Below are 18,355 nucleotides of genomic sequence, written 5' to 3'. Positions count from 1 at the left end.
TGGGTGAGGATGGACGGGTGACGACGGACCCCGCCCCCTCGCTGCCCGACGCCGACTATGTGCTGGTCGGCAGCCGCGTCGCCCTGGGGCTCGACGGCGGGTTCGCGGTCGCCGTGCCGTCGCGGCTGCGCCTGCTCGCGTCGGCCGGGGCGCCCGACCCGCTGCAATTGAGCGTCGACGGCGCGTCGCCCGAGGTCCACGCCGCGCAGCGGCAGGCCTTCGTCGACGCCGGCCTGCTCGAGAGCACGGCGTCGGCACGCAACCTCTTCGACGACATCGTCGCCGATCCGTCGTGGCTCCGCGCGGCGGGCGAGCCCCTCACGGATGGCGCGTTCGACGGGGAGCAGCGGGTGATCACGGATGCCTCGGGCTCGGCGATCGTCTCGCTGCCCGTGTTCCGCGACAACCCGACGTGGCACCTCACCGACGCCCCGATCGTGGTGCACGCCCCCGACGGGGACCGCGTGCTGCGCGGCTTCCGGAGCCTGTACGGCGCGTGGCTCACGCACCTGGCCGACGAGCGTCGCGCGGCCGCCGGCGACCCCGACCGCGTGCTCGTGGTGATCTTCGAGTCGCGCCAGATCGGCGAGGCGATGGTCGACTGGGACGATCCCCGCGTGCGGCTCGTGCACACCGTGCACAACTCGCACCTGCCGGAGCCGTACGACGACCCCGATGCTGCGGTCACCGGGATGTGGCAGCGGTGGCTGTCGACCCTCGATCGCTATGACGCCGTGCTCTGGCCGACCGCGGCTCAGCGGGACGAGGTCGCCGCGCGCTTCGGCGACCCCGGAACGTTCCACGTGGTGCCCAACACGGTCGAGCTCGGCACCGAGCCGCCGGGCGTGGAGTCGCGCGACCCGCACCGCGTCGTGATGCTCAACCGGCTCGCCCCGCAGAAGCGCGTCGACCTCGCGATCCGTGCGTGGGTGCGGGTGGTCGAGGCCGTACCCGGAGCGAGGCTCGATGTCTACGGCGACGGCCCGCTGCGCGAGGAGCTGCAGGGCCTGATCGACGAGCTCGGGGTGGCAGCATCCGTGTGTCTGCATGGCGCGACCGCCGATCGCGACGCGATCTTCGACCGTGCCGCGCTGTTCGTCACGTCGACGGCGTTCGAGGGGCAGGGGCTGTCGATCGCCGAAGCCCTCGCGCGCGGCCTGCCGGTGGTGTCGACCGACGCCCGGTACGGTCCCCGCGAAGCGGTCGACGGCGCCGGCGTGCTCGTGCCGCCGGGTGACCTCGACGCGTTCGCCGACGCGATCATCGGCCTGCTCCAGGACGACGAGCGTCGCGCCGCCCTGTCCGCCCGCGCCCGCGCGGCCGCGGCGCGCTTCGCATCGGACGCCGTGCGCCCCGCGCTCGTCACTGCCCTGCGCTCGGTGGTCGAGAAGCCTTCGCGCCGCGCGCGCTGACCCCGCGGCGGGTGATCGACCCTGCCGGTCAGCACACCCCGCTACGCCGTCACGCCGGTGCGCCGCGATGCCGCGTCAGGGCTCCGTCCGTCGTCGCGCCCGGACGACTTGCGCTGAGAACGATCGTTCCCTATGCTCTTGTCTATCGGAGAACGCACGTTCTCCCGAAGAGAGAGTGGAAATCATGGGCTCCATCACCGTCGGCACCGAGAACTCGACCCCCATCGAGCTGCACTACAAGGATCAGGGGGCCGGCCAGCCGGTCGTGCTGATCCACGGCTATCCGCTCGACGGCGACAGCTGGGAGAAGCAGACCCGCGAGCTGCTCGCCGCCGGCTTCCGCGTCATCACCTATGACCGCCGCGGCTTCGGCGGATCGACGAAGGCCGGCACCGGCTACGACTACGACACCTTCGCTGCAGACCTCAACACGCTGCTCGAGACGCTCGACCTGCGCGACGTCATCCTCGTCGGGTTCTCGATGGGCACCGGCGAGCTCGCCCGCTACACCCGCATTTACGGCACCGAGCGCATCGCGAAGCTGGCATTCCTGGCATCGCTCGAGCCGTTCCTCGTCGAGCGCGACGACAACGCGGGCGCCGTGCCGCGGGCGGTCTTCGAAGGCATCGTCGATGCCGCTCGCAGCGACCGGTACGCGTGGTTCACCCAGTTCTACAAGGACTTCTACAACCTCGACGAGACGCTCGGATCGCGCATCACCGAGGAGGTCGTGCGCGCCAACTGGATCACCGCGGTGGGCAGCGCCCCGGTCGCCGCATACGCGGTCGTCGACGCATGGATCGAGGACTTCCGCCCCGATGTCGCCGCCGTCCGCGACGCGGGCCTGCCCACGCTGATCCTGCACGGCACGGCCGACAACATCCTGCCGATCGACGTCACCGGCCGCCGGTTCCACGAGGCTGTTCCCGCAGCCGACTACGTCGAGATCGAGGGCGCGCCGCACGGTCTGCTGTGGACGCACGCCGACGAGGTCAACGCCGCGCTGCTCGCGTTCGTCCGCGCCTGAGCAGGACGCGGAGTGTGATGCGGGGCGGAGAACTGCGGTTCTCCGCCCCGTATCATGAGACTCGGAACGAGGTGACCACATGACGGACGCAGAGGTGCGCGCCCAGATCGTCGAGGCCGCCGACCGTCTGTTCTACGGTCAGGGCATCGGCAACGTCGGAATGGACGCGGTGCGCGACGCGGCCGGTGTGTCGCTGAAGACGATCTACCGTCAATTCCCCTCGAAGGAGCAGTTGGTGCTCGGCGTGCTGGATCATCGTCACGACCTGTGGACACGCGGTGTCGAAAGCGCGGTGGCACGGGCGGACACCCCCCGTGATCGTCTGCTCGCGGTGTACGACCATCTGGCCGCGTGGTTCGAGGAGGACGACTTCCGCGGTTGCGGCTTCATCAACGCCTTCGGCGAGCTCGGCGCGACGTCGCCTGCGGTCGCCGAGGCCGTGCGCGCGCACAAGCTCTCTTTCGAGGCCTACGTCGATCACCTCGTCGCCGACGCCGGTGCGCCCCCCGCGCTCGGCCCGCAGCTGGCGATCCTCGCCGAGGGCGCGCAGACGACGGCGGCGATCCTCGGCTCACCCGACGCCGCAGCCGTCGCGCGCGGTGCCGCCGAGACTCTGATCGACGCGGCGTTCGCGAAGCCGACGGGGCCGGATCGCGCGTCGTCCCGGCGACGCTAGTCGACGGCAGCGCGCGATCCGCCGACGGCAGAGCCGCCGGGAGCGGAAACGGATGCCGCGGCCGCCGCGGGCGCGCAGGCTGAAGGCATGACTGAAGACATCCGGATTCCCCACTTCGGGACCGAGGCGCGGCGCGAGCTGTTCCACCAGCGCGTGCTCGTGCTCGACGGCCCGCTCGACGACGACAACGGCACCCTGATCGCGACGCAGCTGCTGGCGCTCGCGGCGGAGGACGAGGCATCCGATATCGCCCTCTGGATCCACTCTCCCGGGGGATCCGTGCCATCGATGCTCGCGATCCGCGACGTCATGAACCTCATCCCGAACGACGTGGCGACTCTCGCGCTCGGCCTCGCATGCAGCGCCGGGCAGTTCCTGCTGTCGGCGGGTGCACGAGGCAAGCGGCGCGCGCTGCCGCACGCGCGGATCCTCATGCACCAGGGCTCCGCGGGCATCGGCGGCTCAGCCGTCGATGTCGAAGTGCAGGCCGACGACCTGCGCCACATGCGCGACACCGTGCTGGGCCTCATCGCCGACGACACCGGGCAGAGCGTCGAGCGCATCTTCGAGGACTCGCTGCACGACCGCTGGTACACGGCCGCCGAGGCCCGGGACTACGGATTCATCGACGGGATCGTCGAGTCGTTCGCACAGGTGGTTCCCCGACGGCGACGGCCCGCGGGGCTCGGACTGGGACCTGCGGAGGTGGCGGCATGAGCTCGTACACGATCCCCAACGTGGTGGCGCAGCATCCGCGCGGCGACCGCATCATGGACGTCTACTCGCACTTGCTCGCCGAGCGGGTCGTCTACCTCGGCACGGGTATCGACGCGGGCGTCGCCAACGCGCTGATCGCGCAGCTGCTGCACCTCGACGCCGACAGCCCGGACCGCGACGTCCAGCTCTACATCAACTGCGAGGGCGGCGATCCCTCGGCGATGCTCGCGGTGTACGACACGATGCAGCACGTGCGGCCGGACGTCGCGACGACCGTCGTGGGACAGGCGATCGGCGTCGGCGCCGTGATGCTCGCGGCGGGCGCGGCCGGCAAGCGCTCGGTGCTGCCGCACGCGCGCGTCGTGCTGCACCAGCCGGCGGGCCAGGGGAGGGGCGCGATCCCCGACCTGATCCTCCAGGCCGACGAGCTGGTGCGCGTGCGCGGCGAGGTGGAGGAGATCCTCGCGAGGCACACCGGACAGGATGCGGCGAAGCTGCGGACCGACACCGACCGCGACCGCGTCTTCACCGCCGCCGACGCGGTGGCCTACGGCCTCGCCGACCACGTGCTCGATCGGGCATCTGCCCCCGCTCGCTGAGCGGAGGGTGCTCGAGGTCCCTCAACGAGCGGGGGCGGGCCCGCCCGGAGCGCCGGGCCAGGTCTTGCCCTCCCAGGGGTCGTAGTCGGCGAGGAGCTCCTCCTGCGGCGGGCGCTCGGCCTCGGGCACGTGCTGCAGGTTGACGCGCACGCGATACCAGAGCGAGCTCGACCCGCGCATGCCGTCGATGAGCACGTCGGCGGGGTGCAGCTGCGCCACCACGGACGCGTGGCTGCTCTTCCACGCCTCGAGGGCGTGGACCGCCTCGGGCTTGGTCTTCGTTCGGGCGATCTCGATGAGCGGCATCGTCGACTGGCGGCGACCCGACCCGTCACCCCCGCGGGGCGGCTTCTCGGCCGGTCCGAGTTCCTCGGCGAGGCGCAGGAGCCCGTCGAGCGTGCCGACCGCGTCGTCGATGCCGGCGTGAGGGTCGCCGACGTCGGCGTAACGCCCGGGCACCGTGAGCACGGTGAACTCGGCGGGGCGCCGTGCGCGCACCTCGTCCCAGTCGAGCGGGGTGGAGACGCGTGCGTCGGGCAGCGGGCGGATGGAGTACGCCGACGCCACGGTGCGGTCCTTCGCGTTCTGGTTGAAGTCGACGAACACGCTCTCGCCGCGCTCCTCCTTCCACCACCGCGCGGTCGCGAGTCCGGGCGCACGGTTCTCGACCTCGCGGGCGAGCGTCTCGGCGGCGAGGCGCACCTGCTTGTAGTCCCAGTGCGCAGCGATGCGCACCAGGACGTGCATCCCCCGCGAGCCGCTCGTCTTGGGCCAGCCCACGAGTCCGACGTCGTCGAGCACCTCGCGCGCGACGAACGCGACGTCGACGATCTGCGACCAGTCGACCCCCGGCATGGGGTCGAGGTCGATACGCAGTTCGTCGGGACGGTCGAGGTCCTCCGCGCGGACGGGATGCGGGTTCAGGTCGAGACACCCGAGGTTGACGACCCACGCGAGGCCCGCAGCATCCCGGATCACCGCCTCCTCGGCGGACGTGCCCCGCGCGTACTGCAGCGTCGCCGTGTCGATGAAGTCGGGGTGGTTCTCGGGCACGCGCTTCTGGAAGAACGGCTCCTGGTCGATGCCCTTCGGGAAGCGCTTGAGCACCATCGGGCGGCCGCCCGCGCCGCGGAGCGCGCCGTCGGCGACGGCGAGGTAGTACCGGACGACGTCGAGCTTGGTGATCCCCGGCTCGGGGAACACGATCTTGCTCGGGCTCGAGATGCGCACCTCGTGCCCGTCGATCTCGAGGATCTCGGCTTCCGACTTCGCGGGCGTCACTCGGCCAGGCTAGCGACGGCCCCGGGCATCGGCCAGAGGCGCGGCCGGCCCGGTCACGCGGCGAGAGCGTAAGTGGCGCGGCATCCGACCACCGCACGCTCGCCGGCGCGCGAGCGGAGGTCGTCGACGACACCCGCCGTCAGTTCGATCAGCGTCACCTCGAGGGCACCGGCGACCGCGGCGATCATCTCGCTGGACGGCTCCTTGAGACCTCGCTCGATCTCGGAGAGATACTGCGGAGAGACGCCGGCGCGGTCGGCCGTGTCGGCGAGGCGCTCGCCCCGTTCATGGCGCAGGTTGCGCAGCCGCTCGCCCAGCGCGTCGCGCCACAGCGGCTCGCGCTCACGGGAGGGACGCGGGGCCTTCGCCGGCAGCGGGATGATCTCGGCCATGCGCTCACGATAGAACGCGAGGACGCCGGAAGCCGAGACGATTCCGCTCTGAGCAGAATGGCGGCGCACAGCGCTCGCCGACTGGGCAACTTGGGTGGATCGCCTCGGTGAATGGGCGTGATGCGCGAAACGTCGACCGGCGAGGGTGATGAGCTGAGCGGTTTGCTCAACCTGGGAGATCTCTGTTGATCTTTTGAGAGTTCGCGCATAGCGTGCGGCGTACCCCTCGCGGTTTCGCGGACGAGAAAGCAGGCTCCCCCTTTGTTCCGACGTTCCCTAGCCGTCGTCAGCGCGCTCGCGCTCGCGATCGCCACTCCCACCGCGGCGATGGCCGCCACTGCTGACGACGACCCGTCGTCGCGATTCGAGAAGTCAGACACCAAGGGTCCGGTCGGCACGACCGCCCGGCCGCTGAGCGTCGGCGCCGACGGCCGGGTGACCGTCATCGTCGAGATGGCCGGCGATCCGGTCGCCGTTGCCCAGGCGAAGAAGGGCAGCGAGCTGACCGCCGCCGAGCGCAAGGCCATCAAGAGCTCGCTGAAGAAGAATCAGGACGCCATCGCCGGCACGATCAAAGCCAAGGACGGCCGCATCGAAGCCACGATGCAGTCCGCCTACAACGGCATCCAGATGAACATCCCCGCCGAGCAGGTCGACGCCGTGGCTGCCCTGCCCAACGTCGTCGCCGTGCACGCGGTGAAGACGTACACGCTGGACAACGCGGTGTCGGTGCCCTTCCTCGGGGTGCCGCAGGTGTGGGAGAACACCGGCTTCACCGGTGAGAACATCAAGGTGGCGGTGATCGACACCGGCATCGACTACACCCACGCGAACTTCGGCGGCATCGGCACACCCGAGGCCTACGCCGCGGCGAACGCGGCCGAGACACAGCCGGCCGACCCTGCGCAGTTCGGCCCGGACGCCCCGCGCATCAAGGGCGGCTGGGACTTCGTCGGCGACTCGTACAACGCCGATCCGGCTTCCGAGGACTACCAGCCCGTGCCGATGCCCGACGCGAACCCGCTCGACTGCAACGGGCACGGCAGCCATGTCGCCGGCACCGCAGGGGGCAGCGGCGTCACCGCTGAGGGCGACACCTACACAGGCCCGTACGACGAGTCCACGGCCTCGGCCGAATGGACGATCGGCCCGGGCGTCGCCCCGCAGGCCGACCTCTACGCGCTCCGCGTCTTCGGCTGCGGCGGTTCGACCGACGTGGTCGTGCCGGCCATCGACTGGGCCGTCGACAACGGCATGGACGTCATCAACATGTCGCTCGGTTCACCGTTCGGGCGCGGTGACGACCCCGACGAGGTCGCGGCGTCGAACGCCGTCGGCGCCGGTGTGGTCGTCGTCAAGTCCGCGGGCAACGAAGGGCCGAGCCCCTACCTCGCCGGCAACGGCGACGGCGTGGTCTCGGTGGCGGCCGTCGACAGCACGGCCACGTTCCCCGGTGCCCTCATCACCGTCGACGGTGTCGCGGTGCCGGCCATCAACGCGAACGGTGCGGTCCTCACCGGGCTTCCCGCGATGACCGTCGTGCGGCTCACCGACAACCCCGCCACCCCGGAGGAGAACGAGGCGCTCGGCTGCTCGGTCGCGGCGTACGAATACGCCGGCATCACCATCGGCGGCAACCAGCTCGCGGTCTCGACGCGCGGCGTCTGCGCCCGCGTGGCGAAGGCGATCTTCGCTCAGCAGGCGGGTGCGGCGGCAGCCGTGATGATCAACACCTCGGACGACTACCCGCCGTTCGAGGGTGAGATCACCGAGAACCCCGACACCGGCGACGACTACACCGTCACCATCCCGTTCCTCGGCGTGCGCATGTCCGACGGGCCCAAGCTCGTCGACGACGCGGAGGCGACGGTCGAGCCCGCTCCCCTGGAGAACCCCGCCTTCCGCGGATACGCGTCGTTCAGCTCGAGCGGACCCCGCAGCGGTGACAGCGCCCTCGGCGTCGATGTCGCGGCACCCGGCGTCTCGATCGTCTCGACCGGCGTCGGCACCGGCAACGGCCCGGCGACCATCTCGGGAACGTCGATGGCCGCCCCGCACGTGGCAGGTGTCGCGGCGCTCGCCGTCGAGGCCCACCCGGCCTGGTCGGCCTCGGAGGTCGCGTCGGTGCTCGTCTCCACCGCCGACCCCGACAAGGTCGTGGGCCAGAACCTCGTCCGCGGCGGCGTCGGGCTCGTGGACACCGCGCAGGCGGTGGCCGAGCAGGTGACGGCGACGGGCGACTCGTTCAAGACCGAGGACGGAAAGCTCCGCGAGACGGCGCTCAGCTTCGGCTTCCAGGAAACCGCCAAGACCTTCCAGGGCAAGAAGACGGTGACGGTGACGAACTACGGCAGCGAGCCCGTGACCTACAGCGTGGGCATCGAGGCTTCCGCCCAGTCCGAGGCTGCGACCGTCACGGCGAGCCCGAATCAGGTCACCGTGAAGCCGGGCCGTTCCGAGAAGGTCACGGTCGACCTCAGCGCTCCCGCCACGGCGGTGGGAAGCTCGGGCACCGGCGGGTTCGCCTTCTACGAGTTCTCCGGCGACGTCGTGCTCACGTCGGCGGGCGGAGCCCTGCGGGTCCCGTACCTGCTCGTGCCCCGCGCCACGACCGCGGTCTCGGCGGTGGGCGACCTCAAGGTCACGAAGAAGAACACCCCGGTCGACGGTGACGTCGCCGTCACGCTGAAGAACAACCAGGGCGCCTTCGCGGGCGACGCGGACTTCTACACGTGGGGCCTGGAAGACAAGAAGGACACCCCCAAGGCGTTCACGGACACCGGCTACGACCTTCGCGCCGCGGGCGTGCAGTCGTTCGGCTGGGACGACGCCGGCGACCAGCTGCTCGTCTTCGCGGTCAACACCCACAGCCGGTGGTCCAACGCGGCCGCCAACGAGTTCGACGTGGTCATCGACACGAACGGCGACGGCGAGCCCGACTGGATCGTGTTCTCCGCCGACGGCGGTCTGGTGACCGCAGGCGATGCGAACGGCATCTCGCAGGTGTTCGAGTACGAGGTGGCCACCGGCGAGGTGTTCGCCGCGGGCTTCAACGCCTCCGCCCCCACCGACAGCAGCACGATCCTGCTTCCGGTGGTCGCGAGCGACCTGGGCATCACGTCGGGTGCGTTCAGCTACACCGTGCAGAGCTTCTCGTCGGTCAACGACGGCTCGGACGCGATCGACGCCATGGCGAGCTACGACCCGTGGGCGCCCGCGCTCACCAACGGGCAGTTCGAGTCGGTTCCGGTCGGCGGCAAGATCGACGTGCCTGTCACCGTGAACGGGGCCGCGTTCTCGGCGCAGAAGCCGCTCGGCGTCATGGTCGTCGTGCAGGACAACGCGGCGGGCGCCGACGAGGCGCTGCTGGTCAAGGCCAAGTAAGCCGCACGACACGAGGTGGCGTTCCGTCGCAGGGCGGGGCGCCACCTCGTCGTATTCATGAACACGAACGGATGCTGCGCCCCTGGGTCGCCGCATCCGTCTCGGGTCAGCGGGTGCAGAGTTTCGGGGTGTCCGTCGTGCCGAACCGGTAGTCGTAGGTCGTGCCGTCTACCTGGACGACGATGCGCATGCCGTCGACGAGCGCCTGCGTGTAGAAGACTCCGGGGGACGGGCAGCCGAGGGCGCCGTTGTTCCATGTGACGGCGTGAGCCGAGACGAGCTCCGGCGTGCCGGCGACGCCGCGCTCGGCGAGGTCGGCGACGATGGCGTCCCAGCGCGCGGATGGCACGGCGACCGGTTCGCCCGTCGGCAGGATCGGCCCGCGCGGGGTCGTCTCGAAGGGAGTGCGGCCCGGCGTCGGCTGCGCGGGCGTCGGCGGGAACGGCGTGGGCTCGGTCACGGGGCCTCCTGAGCAGGCGGTGAGGCAGACGAGCAGCACTGCCATCGCGCCGAAGGCCGTACGACGTCGAGACATGCCGCTCCTCGAATCGCCTTCAGCCTAAGCGTCGTGCGCACAGAACAGAACGGCCGCCCGGAGGACCGGGCGGCCGTTCGAAGCGGAGCGCGGCGTCAGCTGTTGCCGCGCGCAATCGCGAGGATGCGCAGGATCTCGAGGTACAGCCAGACGACCGTCACCATGATGCCGAACGCGCCGAGCCAGCCGAACTGACGGGGAGCGCCGTTGCGCACGCCCTGCTGGATCTGGTCGAAGTCGAGCACCAGCGAGTACGCCGCCATGATGACGACGAGCACGCCGATGATCAGGCCGAGCGGGATCCCCATGATCTCGACGCCGCTGAGCAGACCGAATGCCCCGCCGGCGAGCGGCACGTTGAAGATCATGAGGCCGATGTTGATGAGCGAGAACACGAGGTAGCCGACCATCGCGATCATGAAGACCTTGGTGGCGCGCTTCGACGCACGGATCTTCCCGCTGGCGAAGAGAGCGAGGGTCACACCGACGACGGCGAGCGTCGCGAGCGTGGCCTGCACGACGATGCCCGGCCAGAGGAACTCGAAGAACGCCGAGATGGCGCCGACGAAGAGGCCCTCGAAGGCGGCGTAGGCGAAGATGAGCGCCGGGCGGATCTTCTTGCGCGACGTGAAGATGACGACCATCGCCAGTACGAAGCCACCGAGCGCGCCGATCATCCACGGGAGGATCGAGGGCGCGGGGTTCGTCGGTGTGACGCCCGCCATCGTCCATACCCAGCCGACTGCCGCGGTGACGAGGAGGATGGCGAACAGGCCGACGGTCTTCCAGATGGTGTCTTCATACGACATGCGGCCGGTCTCGGCGGCGCCCGCGGACGGTGCCGCGTACATGCCCTCGAGCTGCGCCTGGGCCGCGGCATCCGCTCCGGCACGCTGCGCCGTCGCGAACTGCGACTGGCCGCCCAGGTTCGCCGCCTGCGAACCGCCGGGGTAGGTCTGAACGGCCTTCGGGTCCTGGAAGGCCGGGTTGTTGAACGCGGGGTTGTTGAGGGCCACTGCTCTCACACTCCAATGTCAAGGGAATCCCAGCACGATGCTGTTGATCAACACTATCCGACGGGTGCCCGGCCGGCACGGGTGCGTGCTGTGAGTGGACTATGAACGGATGCTGCGGCCCGGTCAGCGGGGCGCTCGTGGTTACGCTGAAGCGGTGCCCCGTCGACATCCCCTCGTGATCGGACACCGCGGTGCCCCCGGGTACCGGCCGGAGCACTCGCGCTCCTCGTACGCCCTGGCCTTCGAGATGGGCGTCGATGCCGTCGAACCCGACGTCGTGGTGTCGAAGGACGGCGTGCTCGTGGTGCGGCACGAGAACGAGATCTCGGGCACCACGGATGTCGCCGACCGCCCGGAGTTCGCCGACCGGCACGCGACGAAGTACGTGGACGGGGCCGAGCTGACCGGCTGGTTCACCGAGGACTTCACGTGGGACGAGCTGTCGACGCTGCGCTGCCGCGAGCGGATCTCCGACGTGCGCCCGACGAGCGCGAGCTTCGACGACGAGCAGCACGTGCTGCGCCTGCGGGACGTGCTCGACGCGACGCGGGAGGCCTCGCTCGAGTTCGGCCGCGAGATCGGCGTCGTGCTCGAGATCAAGCACGCCACGTACTTCGCATCGATCGGATGGGATGTCGCGGAGCTCGTCGACGCCGAACTGCGCGAGGCGGGCTGGGCGTCGGGCGAGCTGCCGCTCACCATCGAGTCGTTCGAGTCGACGGTGCTGTACGCGCTTCAGGAGCGCGGCATCCGTGGGTCCTACGTGTACCTGCTCGAGGACGCGGGACGCCCGTTCGACCTGTTCAGCGCGCACGGCAAGGCCTCGCTGACGTACCGGCAGACGGCAGCGCCGGCGGGGCTCGACGCACTTGTCGGGCGCGTGGACGGGATCAGCGTCAACAAGCGCACCATCCTCCGCCCCGACCGGCTCGGGCGCACCGCCGGGCCCTCGCGCGTCGTCGCCGACGCGCACGACCGGGGCCTGCGCGTCTTCACCTGGACCTGCCGCCCCGAGAACAGGTTCCTGATCGGGCAGTTCCGCACCCGCGGCGGTCCCGGGTCGTTCGGCGACTGGGAATCCGAGTGGGCGGTGATCAGAGACGCGGGCGTCGACGGCGTCTTCGTCGACCATCCCGACCTCGGGGTCGCGTTCTTCCGCTCCTGACCTCGCGCGGCCGCCCCCCAGCGGGGCAGCCCTGGGCTTTCAGAGGCCGCAACACGCCGAATGGCTCGCGTGATGCCGCGTGTCGCCGCCCCCGAGCGGGGCCGCCCTGGGCTTTCAAGGGCCGCGACACGCCGAATGGCTCGGGTGATGCCGCGTGTGGCGGCCCCCGAGCGTGGCAGCGGCGGGCTTCGTGTGGCACGTCAGGCGGCATTGTCGACGGGATGCCCCGTGTCGCGGTCCCCGAGCGGGGCCGCCCTGGGCCTTCAGGGACCGCAACACGCCGAATGGCTCGCGGGATGCCGCGTGTCGCGGTCCCCGAGCGGGGCGGCCCTGGGCTTTCAGGGGTCGCAACACGCCGAATGGCTCGCGTGATGCCGCGTGTCGCGGTCCCCAAGCGGGGCAGCCCTGGGCCTTCAGGGGCCGCAACACGCCGAATGGCTCGCGTGATGCCGCGTGTCGCGGCCCCCGAAGCGGGGCAGCGGCGGGCCTCGTGTGGCGCGACAGGCGGCATCGTCGACGGGATGCCCCGTGTCTTGGCACTCCCCGTCTCGTCAAGGCTCGGTCGACCGGCGCCGGGTCGCTAGGGTGGGGCCGTGAGCACGCCGAGCCCGGCCCCTCGGGCCCCCGGAATCCCCGCCGAGCCCGGCATCGTCGTCCAGGGCGTGCGCCGCTCGTTCGGCGAGGTGCAGGCCGTCCGCAACGTGACGCTGCGGGCGCACGCCGGCCGGGTCACGGGCCTCGTCGGTCCGAACGGCTCGGGCAAGACGACGCTTCTCCTCATGCTCGCGTCCCTCCTCGCGCCCGACGCGGGCTCGATCCGCATCGACGGCGTCGACCCTGTGTTCGACCCGCAGGAGGCCCGGGCGCTGCTCGGCTGGATGCCCGACGCTCTCGGCGCCTGGAACTCGCTCAGTTCGCGCGAGACCCTGGCGGTGACGGCGCGGCTGTACGGGATGCCGCGGGCCGAGGCATCCGTCCGCGCCGACGCGCTTCTCGCCGAAGTGGGCCTGGTCGATCTCGCGGATGCGCCCGCCCGCGTACTGTCACGAGGGCAGAAGCAGCGCCTCGGACTGGCGCGCGCCCTCGTGCACGACCCGCGCGTGCTGCTGCTCGACGAGCCGGCGTCGGGTCTCGACCCGCAGGCGCGCATCGACCTGCGCCTGCTGCTGCGGCGGTTCGCCGCCGAGGGGCGCACCGTGCTCGTGTCGAGTCACATCCTGTCCGAGCTCGAGGAGGTCGTCGACGACGCCGTCTTCCTGATGGCGGGCGCCACCGTCGACCCGGCCCGCGTCGAGGCAGCCGCCCGCCGCGCCCGCCCGTGGCGGGTCCGGATCGCCGGGGCCGAGGCATCCGTCGCCGTCCAGGCCGTTGCTGACGCACTGGGGATCCCGGCGGAGAGCCTGGGCGTCGACCGCCGTGACATCGTGGTGTCGTTCGAATCGGAGGATGCCGCGGCCGGCGCGCTGCGCGACCTCGTCCGCTCAGGGCTCGACGTCGTGGAGTTCGCCGCGGCGCAGGGCGCGCTCGAGCGCACGTTCCTCGACCTCGGCGACGGGCGCCCACCGCAGGCGCCGCCGCCATCCGAACCACCGCTGCCGCGCGAGGACGAGAGCGAGGCGACGTCGTGAACGGTCAGCGACTCAGCACCATCGTCGGCCTCGAGCTGACCCAGCGCACCCGGAGCATCGCCTGGTACGTGCTGCTCGGCGTCTTCGCGCTGCTGCTCGCGATCGTGACCGGGCTGTCGTTCCTCGCGTGGGGGTCGGCGCTCCAGCCGGGCGGAGCGATCTACTCCACGATCGTCTACATCACGCTCCTGCTGGTGGTGCTGGTGTCGCCCACGCTGAGCGGCAACGCGATCAACGGAGACCGGGATGCCGCGACCCTCGCGCCCGTGCAGGTCACGCTGGCGACGACCCTCGAGATCCTGGTCGGGAAGTTCCTCGCCGCATGGGTCACGGGCCTGGCGTTCGTGGCGGTGGCCGTCCCGTTCCTCGTGCTCGCGACGCTCGGGGGCGGGGGAGCGCCGGCGACGATCACGGTGTCGCTGCTCGTGCTCGTGTTCGAGGTCGGCATCATCTCCGCGATCGGCGTCGCGCTGAGTGGCATCCTGTCGCGACCGCTGTTCTCGGTCGCCACCACGTACCTGGTGGTCGCGGCGCTCGTGGTCGGCACGCTCATCGCGTTCGCGCTCGTCGGCATGACGATGCGGTCCGAGGTGACGAACCACTACCGCTCCATCGAGTACGACCAGTACTCCGGCGACAGCTTCCCGTGCATGCCCGGCGAGACGCCGAGCGACGAGTATCCGTGCGATGACGACATCGAGGTGCGGTGCGGCGAGTGGCGGACGTCGACCTACGAGATGCCGCGGTTCGACCACGTGTGGTGGCTGTTCGCGGCCAACCCGTTCGTGATCCTCGCGGACGCGACGCCGACGCAGTACGACGCGTACGGCAACCCGAACGACCTCTTCGGCCAGATCAAGTTCGGTGTGCGGGCGGCTCAGCAGCCGCCCGAGCTCGAGCAGCGCTGGGACGACTGCGCGCCCGCGCTCGAGGACGAACGGCCCACGCCCGCGGAGGTCATCGACCACTCGACGCCGAGCTGGTTCGTCGGCATGGCGCTGCAGCTGCTGCTCGCAGTGGGCTTGATGTGGTGGGCATGGGCCCGCACGCGCACCCCCGCCGGGCGCCTGCCGACGGGGACGCGCATCGCGTAGCGGTCGAGCCTCAGCGCACGAGCGCCAGGCCGCCGGCCCAGCCGATCTGCTCGCCGACCGCGAGGGTCAGCTGGAGGAATCCGATCGACTCGAGCTCGTGGGCACGCGCGAGGGAGCCCGCGTCGACGGCTTCGAGTCCGCCGGCGGTGATCGCCGCGATGAGGCCCGCCTTGGCGTCTGTGTCGTCGCCCGCGACGAGCACGGTGGTCGGGGCGTCGCCCTCGCGACCGCTTACCAGGGTGGCGGCGAAGTTCGTGTTGAACGCCTTCAGCACCTTCGACGCGGGGAGCTCGGCCTGGAGCTCGGCGGCCGCCGAGCTGCCGGCGGGCACGACGAGCGCGTCGAACGTCGAGAAGTCGAGGGGGTTGGTGATGTCGATGACGGTCTTGCCGGCGAGCTGCGCGCCGTAGGCGGCGGTGATCTGCGCGAGCGCCGGGTACGGGACGGCGAGCACGACGATGTCGCCGTTCACGGTGGCACCGGTGTCGGCGCTGCCGATGTGCTGGATGTCGGCACCGCCGCGGGCGAGCACGCCGCTGATTGCCTGGCCCATGTTGCCGTTTCCGAAGATCGTGATCGTGGTCATGGCTGTTCTCCTGTCGTCCGAATTGCTTGTAGCTTCAAGCATCTGTAGGGAACAACTCGCTTGTCGCCACAACTATTCCTAGAATCGGAGGATGAACAGGCCGCGGTTCTACACGGCGGACGAGCAGGACACCTGGGTGCCGTTCGCCGCGCTCCTCGAACTGCTCCCGCGCGAGCTCGACGCCCAGCTGCTGCGCGACGAGGACCTCACGCACTTCGACTACTTCGCGCTGTCGATGCTGTCGAACGCCGACGACCACCGCCTGCAGATGAAGGAGCTCGCGTCGATGACCAACGCGACGCTGCCGCGCCTGTCGCACGTGATCTCGCGGCTCGAGGCGCGCGGCCTCGTGCGGCGGGAGCGCAACGCCTCCGACGCCCGCGCCACCGACGCGGTCATCACCGCCGACGGCCGGCGCAAGGTGCTGCAGGCGACTCCGGGGCACGTGGAGACCGTGCGCGAGGTGCTGCTCGACGTCATCACGCCCGAGCAGGCGGAGCAGCTGCGGGAGATCACCGCCGCCGTGCTCGCCCGCCTCGACCCCGACGGGCGGATGGCCGCAAGCCGCCCGCGCTGACCCGGCGCGGCCGCCGCTCGCGTGCCGACATCGTGTGCTCTCGCCGAGACCACACGTTCTGCACGCACGGATCGTGTCCTCTCGGCGAGAGCACACGATAGCGGCAGCCTCAGGCGTAGAAGCCGTCGCGCAGGTTGATGCCGTGCTCGACCCAGACCTTGAGCGCGGCGAGCATTCCGGTCCAGCCCTCGCAGTTGCCGAACGCGTTCTTCGCGCCGTCCGCGTTCGCCTGCCAGGCGGACTCGGTGATCGTCACGAGCGTGCGGGCGCCGTCGTCGACGGGCTCGAACTCGAACGTGGTCGTGGTCTCGGCCTCGACGCCGGCTCGCGCCTCCCATCGGATGACGAGCCGGCGCGGTGGCTCGGACTCGACGACGGTCACGGGGAAGCGGCCCGGGAAGTCGGCGAAGTCCCATGTGACGTCGGCACCCTGCTCGAGCCGGCCGTGCGCTCCTCCGGTCGTGAAGTAGCGCGACAGCTGCTCGGGGTCGGCGACGGCCTCGTAGACCTCCGCGACGGGTCGTGCCACGCGCCCCGACACGGTGAACGAGAGTGCGGTGAGTTCCTCAGACATGTTGTAGTTTTATAACATGATGGATGCCGCGCACAAGGGGTCTGACGACGACCTCGTGTTCAAAGCGCTCGCGGCGCCGCTGCGCCGCCGCATGCTGGACGCGCTGAAACAGGAGCCGCTTACGACGGGGGCACTGTGCGCCCGGTTCCCCGAGGTCGATCGCACCACAGTGCTGCAGCACCTTCGCGTGCTGGAGAAGGCCGAGCTCGTGACGGGTCGCAAGATCGGGCGCGAACGCCACCTGGCGCTCGCGCCCGTCCCCATCAAGCGCATCCACGACCGCTGGATCGGGGAGTACACGCGCGCGGCGGTCGATCTGCTCGACCGCCTCGGGGACTGACGCCGGCGCAGGGGTCTGCGCTGCGCCGTGGGCGTCTCGTCTCCCTGGTTGCCCGCTCGCTCAGCGACCCGGATCGGCGTTACGCGAGACGTTCCCGCACCACGCGCGCCGTGGCGGCGGGGTCGGGGCGATGCATGACCGACTCCGGAACGACGACGAGCTCGGCGCCGTCGACCTCGTCGGCCAGGTGGTCGGCGGCGGTGATCAGCATGGGGAAGGTCTGGGCTCCGCGCAGCACCGTGATCGGAGCGGCGACCGAGAGCATCTCCGGGCCTGGCGTCGACGCCTCCCTCGTGAGGTTGGTGTCGTAGACGGTCGACTGCGCGAGCGCCACCAGGCCGGGGAACATCTCGCTGGCCCGGATCTGGTCCACCATCTCGCGGGGGAGTCCGACGCCCTCGAGCTGGAAAGTGACGATCGCCTCCTCGGGCCGCCCCTCGTCGACGAAGGCCTGCAGCCGCTCGGCCAGGTCGTCGGCGGGTTCGTCCTCGCCGAAGCGCAGCGGTGGCTCCGACAGGAACAGCGCCCGGACCGGCACGCCGCGCGAGGCGGCGACCAGTCCGAGCACCGCTCCGGACGAGTGCCCGAGAACGGCCGCCTCGCCGCCGACGGCGCCGATCACCGCTGCCAGGTCCTCGACTTCTCGATCGGGCGTCGAGCCCGGCCTGTCACCACTGGAGCCGCGTGCACGGCGGTCCCATGTGACGGCTCGGAAGCCGGCATCCGCCAGGGCCGTCGCGAGTCCTGCCGCGTCGGCGGCGGTCGACATGGCGCCGTTCACGATGACGACGACGGGGCCGTCGCCGGTCTCTTCGTAGGCGATGGGGGTGCCGTCGGCGGAGGTCGCGGTGTTCATTGCGCCAGCCAACCACGGGTGCCCGACATCCGACAGGGGCGCAGCATCCTGTCGATGCATGCAACGGTATCCGTGTCAACCACGTGTGCGGGAGTGGCGGACGGCGCGCACCCTGGCGGCATGAAGCACGTGACCTACGCGGGCAGGGCACTCTTCCTCGAGGACGAGGCGGCCGACTGGCTCATGGAGTACGCGCGCGCACTGGGCAACGCGGGGATGACGGATTCGATCATGCTGCACGCGATCGGACTGGACGGCAACGAGATCGACGCGACATTTCTGCTGAACGCGGCCACCGCGCTGCTCACGCAGACCACGCCGAACGCGCTCGACGGTCCGACGAACGACGAGGCCATCGGCTACATGCAGGAGCAGACGCGGCGCATCGTCTCGCCTCCACCCGCGCGCACGGTGGACGACCCGCTCGACCTCTACTGAGGGCCGCTCCTCACCACGACCGGATCGCGAGGAACCGGATCGGCACCGGCCTCCCGCA

Annotated in this window: 19 protein-coding genes; 12 read left to right on the top strand and 7 right to left on the bottom strand. The window is 70.8% G+C overall.

What is annotated here, in order from left to right:
- Positions 1–17 precede the first annotated feature (17 nt).
- From MRBLWH7_RS09705 to MRBLWH7_RS09685, 5 genes are all read left to right on the top strand, one after another.
- A complete protein-coding gene (locus MRBLWH7_RS09705) occupies positions 18–1,412 on the top strand; it encodes a glycosyltransferase (RefSeq protein WP_342001593.1) in 1,395 nt (464 codons plus the stop codon).
- Positions 1,413–1,596: 184 nt separating this feature from the next.
- Positions 1,597–2,439 (top strand): alpha/beta hydrolase, encoded by an 843-nt coding sequence (locus MRBLWH7_RS09700; protein ID WP_342001591.1) that lies wholly within the window; start codon positions 1,597–1,599, stop codon positions 2,437–2,439.
- Between the two features lie 79 nt (positions 2,440–2,518).
- Positions 2,519–3,115, top strand: a complete 597-nt coding sequence (locus tag MRBLWH7_RS09695) for a TetR/AcrR family transcriptional regulator (RefSeq protein WP_342001589.1) — start codon at positions 2,519–2,521, stop codon at positions 3,113–3,115.
- Positions 3,116–3,202: 87 nt separating this feature from the next.
- Positions 3,203–3,832: an ATP-dependent Clp protease proteolytic subunit gene (locus tag MRBLWH7_RS09690; RefSeq protein ID WP_342001585.1), complete on the top strand. Its 630-nt coding sequence runs from the start codon at positions 3,203–3,205 to the stop codon at positions 3,830–3,832.
- Positions 3,829–4,431, top strand: a complete 603-nt coding sequence (locus tag MRBLWH7_RS09685) for an ATP-dependent Clp protease proteolytic subunit (RefSeq protein WP_342001583.1) — start codon at positions 3,829–3,831, stop codon at positions 4,429–4,431. Before MRBLWH7_RS09690 ends, MRBLWH7_RS09685 begins: the two co-directional genes overlap by 4 nt.
- A gap of 21 nt (positions 4,432–4,452) precedes the next feature.
- On the opposite strand, the gene ligD is transcribed toward MRBLWH7_RS09685, so the two are convergent.
- Entirely contained in the window at positions 4,453–5,712 is a 1,260-nt protein-coding gene (gene ligD, locus MRBLWH7_RS09680; RefSeq protein ID WP_342001580.1) for a non-homologous end-joining DNA ligase, read from the bottom strand.
- 53 nt (positions 5,713–5,765) lie between these two features.
- Entirely contained in the window at positions 5,766–6,104 is a 339-nt protein-coding gene (locus MRBLWH7_RS09675) for a helix-turn-helix transcriptional regulator (protein WP_342001579.1), read from the bottom strand.
- 261 nt (positions 6,105–6,365) lie between these two features.
- On the opposite strand from MRBLWH7_RS09675, the gene MRBLWH7_RS09670 reads away from it, so the two are divergent.
- Entirely contained in the window at positions 6,366–9,488 is a 3,123-nt protein-coding gene (locus tag MRBLWH7_RS09670; RefSeq protein WP_342001577.1) for a S8 family serine peptidase, read from the top strand.
- Between the two features lie 106 nt (positions 9,489–9,594).
- On the opposite strand, the gene MRBLWH7_RS09665 is transcribed toward MRBLWH7_RS09670, so the two are convergent.
- Together MRBLWH7_RS09665 and MRBLWH7_RS09660 are read right to left on the bottom strand one after the other, a co-directional pair.
- On the bottom strand, positions 9,595–10,023 hold the full coding sequence (locus MRBLWH7_RS09665) for a hypothetical protein (RefSeq protein ID WP_342001575.1): 429 nt from the start codon (positions 10,021–10,023) through the stop codon (positions 9,595–9,597).
- 95 nt (positions 10,024–10,118) lie between these two features.
- The gene (locus MRBLWH7_RS09660) at positions 10,119–11,039 is read right to left on the bottom strand and encodes a Bax inhibitor-1/YccA family protein (protein ID WP_342001997.1); all 921 of its coding nucleotides are present in this window, start codon (positions 11,037–11,039) and stop codon (positions 10,119–10,121) included.
- Positions 11,040–11,193: 154 nt separating this feature from the next.
- Here MRBLWH7_RS09660 and MRBLWH7_RS09655 point away from each other — a divergent pair, with 154 nt between their 5' ends.
- From MRBLWH7_RS09655 to MRBLWH7_RS09645, 3 genes are all read left to right on the top strand, one after another.
- Positions 11,194–12,204 carry a glycerophosphodiester phosphodiesterase family protein gene (locus MRBLWH7_RS09655; RefSeq protein WP_342001573.1) on the top strand — a complete coding sequence of 337 codons (1,011 nt, stop codon included), beginning with the start codon at positions 11,194–11,196 and terminating at the stop codon, positions 12,202–12,204.
- Between the two features lie 593 nt (positions 12,205–12,797).
- Positions 12,798–13,832, top strand: a complete 1,035-nt coding sequence (locus MRBLWH7_RS09650) for an ABC transporter ATP-binding protein (protein ID WP_342001571.1) — start codon at positions 12,798–12,800, stop codon at positions 13,830–13,832.
- Entirely contained in the window at positions 13,829–14,926 is a 1,098-nt protein-coding gene (locus tag MRBLWH7_RS09645; protein WP_342001569.1) for an ABC transporter permease, read from the top strand. Before MRBLWH7_RS09650 ends, MRBLWH7_RS09645 begins: the two co-directional genes overlap by 4 nt.
- Before the next feature lie 10 nt (positions 14,927–14,936).
- Here MRBLWH7_RS09645 and MRBLWH7_RS09640 read toward each other — a convergent pair whose 3' ends face one another.
- On the bottom strand, positions 14,937–15,512 hold the full coding sequence (locus MRBLWH7_RS09640) for an NADPH-dependent F420 reductase (protein WP_342001567.1): 576 nt from the start codon (positions 15,510–15,512) through the stop codon (positions 14,937–14,939).
- 91 nt (positions 15,513–15,603) lie between these two features.
- On the opposite strand from MRBLWH7_RS09640, the gene MRBLWH7_RS09635 reads away from it, so the two are divergent.
- Complete coding sequence (locus MRBLWH7_RS09635) at positions 15,604–16,089, top strand: MarR family transcriptional regulator (RefSeq protein WP_342001565.1); 486 nt, start codon at positions 15,604–15,606, stop codon at positions 16,087–16,089.
- A gap of 109 nt (positions 16,090–16,198) precedes the next feature.
- Here MRBLWH7_RS09635 and MRBLWH7_RS09630 read toward each other — a convergent pair whose 3' ends face one another.
- On the bottom strand, positions 16,199–16,663 hold the full coding sequence (locus tag MRBLWH7_RS09630; protein ID WP_342001563.1) for an SRPBCC domain-containing protein: 465 nt from the start codon (positions 16,661–16,663) through the stop codon (positions 16,199–16,201).
- Between the two features lie 16 nt (positions 16,664–16,679).
- Here MRBLWH7_RS09630 and MRBLWH7_RS09625 point away from each other — a divergent pair, with 16 nt between their 5' ends.
- Positions 16,680–17,003, top strand: coding sequence for a metalloregulator ArsR/SmtB family transcription factor (locus MRBLWH7_RS09625; protein WP_342001561.1), 324 nt, complete (start codon positions 16,680–16,682; stop codon positions 17,001–17,003).
- A 79-nt stretch (positions 17,004–17,082) separates the two neighbouring features.
- Here the strand turns inward: MRBLWH7_RS09625 and MRBLWH7_RS09620 are convergent, their stop codons facing one another.
- Positions 17,083–17,859 carry an alpha/beta fold hydrolase gene (locus MRBLWH7_RS09620; protein ID WP_342001559.1) on the bottom strand — a complete coding sequence of 259 codons (777 nt, stop codon included), beginning with the start codon at positions 17,857–17,859 and terminating at the stop codon, positions 17,083–17,085.
- A gap of 120 nt (positions 17,860–17,979) precedes the next feature.
- Here MRBLWH7_RS09620 and MRBLWH7_RS09615 point away from each other — a divergent pair, with 120 nt between their 5' ends.
- On the top strand, positions 17,980–18,297 hold the full coding sequence (locus MRBLWH7_RS09615) for a hypothetical protein (RefSeq protein WP_342001557.1): 318 nt from the start codon (positions 17,980–17,982) through the stop codon (positions 18,295–18,297).
- The last annotated feature ends 58 nt before the right edge of the window (positions 18,298–18,355 follow it).

Source organism: Microbacterium sp. LWH7-1.2 (assembly GCF_038397755.1).
GTDB lineage: Bacteria > Actinomycetota > Actinomycetes > Actinomycetales > Microbacteriaceae > Microbacterium.
The sequence above is the reverse complement of the archived record's forward strand: the minus strand, read 5'-3'. Positions and strand labels throughout refer to the sequence as shown.